The sequence below is a fragment of the Nocardia sp. NPDC101769 genome (assembly GCF_044766925.1).
Lineage (GTDB): Bacteria > Actinomycetota > Actinomycetes > Mycobacteriales > Mycobacteriaceae > Nocardia.
On sequence record NZ_JBIWMX010000134.1, the window covers coordinates 1 to 1,717 of the forward strand.

Here is a 1,717-nt window from a genome sequence, read left to right on the forward strand (position 1 = left end):
GCGACAAGCTCGCCCACCAGTTCGTTATCCAGTGCCGTCTTCGCCTGCTTGCGCTTGCCCACCGCAGCAGTATCGGTCACATCGATCGTTGTCGTATCAGACATCAAGTGCCACTCCTTGATTCGGAGTTACACCGTTGTTTTTACAGTCCCGATCACATCGCAGACTCGCGAAGCCAATGCCAGCCCTCCGCATTAACTGCTGAGACTCTAGGGGGCTTTGAGCGTCAGGGTCGGCCAAGCGGTTGAATGGAGAAGCTCAAAGATATAGTTCGCGTGTGCGGAGATCGTCCCAGGTGGCAAGCGTGTGACTCAACGTGCCTGCAGCCCAGGAGGTTTCAAGGATGATGTCATTGTCGGTGAGTGCACGGAAACGCCCGACGATATCCGGAGGCAGGAGGGTTATGCCGAACTCACCGTTGTTTCGGATGTAGATGCCCGGGTGATTCCCTAACGCGCGCTGGGCAAGGACGCGGCGCCGCAATACCGATAACGTGCCAGCCGAGAAAACATAGGGGCTGGTGCCGCGGTCCAGGTGAGGGGGAGGGACTGCAATGTCCAAGGCCTGAGGGACCCCACGGGTGTACTCGTCGAGCAAGACCGATACAGGAATCTGGTCTATCAGCTGAATTAGTTCATCGGGGCTGGACAAGGTTGTACAACTGAGCGAGAACACGCTGGCAAGGTGCGCGGTGAGCGCATCGCTGGCATTGGGCCGGTTCGGAGCCTCCATGACGGCCCTCATTAGAGTCGTAGCGGCTCGTCGTTGTGCAACGGAAACCTCCTCGGAGAAGTCGACGCTGGGAACAATCTCGCCGAGAGCCGCTTCGAGCGCTTGAGCGTCGCTGACTGCACCCTCAAATACGGCTCGATGCAGGATGTTTCGGTCGGTGATCACGTGCTCGCCGACCCAGCTGATGAACGCCGCGATCGTGTCAGGATCCTCCCGCGGTGAGTCATCAGTGTGTACTCCTATCGCTAACATTGGCGCGTTGGGAATTCCAGGTAGCGACAACGCGCAGATCTCCGCTAGCGGAACCCTGAGGTCAGCACGAGCCCAGGCCAGAAACGGTCGCAGCTGTTCACGAACAAGCAAACTATTTGAATTTCGATAGAGGGTGGTATAAGTCCACAATCGCGCTAGGCGCACGCCAAAGGTACTGAGCCAACGTGCGCCGAATGTTGGAGTGCGGTCCTCGGTCGCGATGTAGTCGAGGACGCGCAGCACGAACTCGGGAGTGCGGAGGTGGATGACTTGATCCCCGAACTCAGCCAACGTCGAAGCCCTGCTGGATGTTGTGAGCAGATCGCGGACGTAGTCACCAACGAGTCCCCACGTGTTGCAGACGACTGGAACCGCGAAGCTGTCCAGTGTCCGTCCCGTAGTGCGATGTCGGTGGTCACCCCGCAGGTCTGCCCAAGAGGCCGTCTGCTCCCATCGAACGTCTCCATGACGCGAAAGATACCGCGTGGCCGCGTCGATTTCAGGCGATGAAGGGTGCCAGCCGTCTCCCCGGACGGATTCGACGATGACGTCATGGAGAGGGCTGCGAACCGAGTCACCTAAGAAGTTCCCGGCACGTGTATCGGTAATGAATCCCGCCGGATTGACGCGTGCCACAGTGAGCCTTTTTCATCCTCGGGTGGTGGCTTGAAGCTCGCGGTCCTGTAGGACATGGATCGCTCTGACCAGCACCCCGGCCTTGTGCGGGCAGCAG

General features: G+C 59.1%; 1 protein-coding gene. It reads right to left on the reverse strand.

The annotated features are described in order from the left end of the window. Positions 1-258: 258 nt before the first annotated feature. Positions 259-1,275 carry a hypothetical protein gene (locus ACIRRA_RS45960; RefSeq protein ID WP_402782464.1) on the reverse strand — a complete coding sequence of 339 codons (1,017 nt, stop codon included), beginning with the start codon at positions 1,273-1,275 and terminating at the stop codon, positions 259-261. Positions 1,276-1,717: the final 442 nt, after the last annotated feature.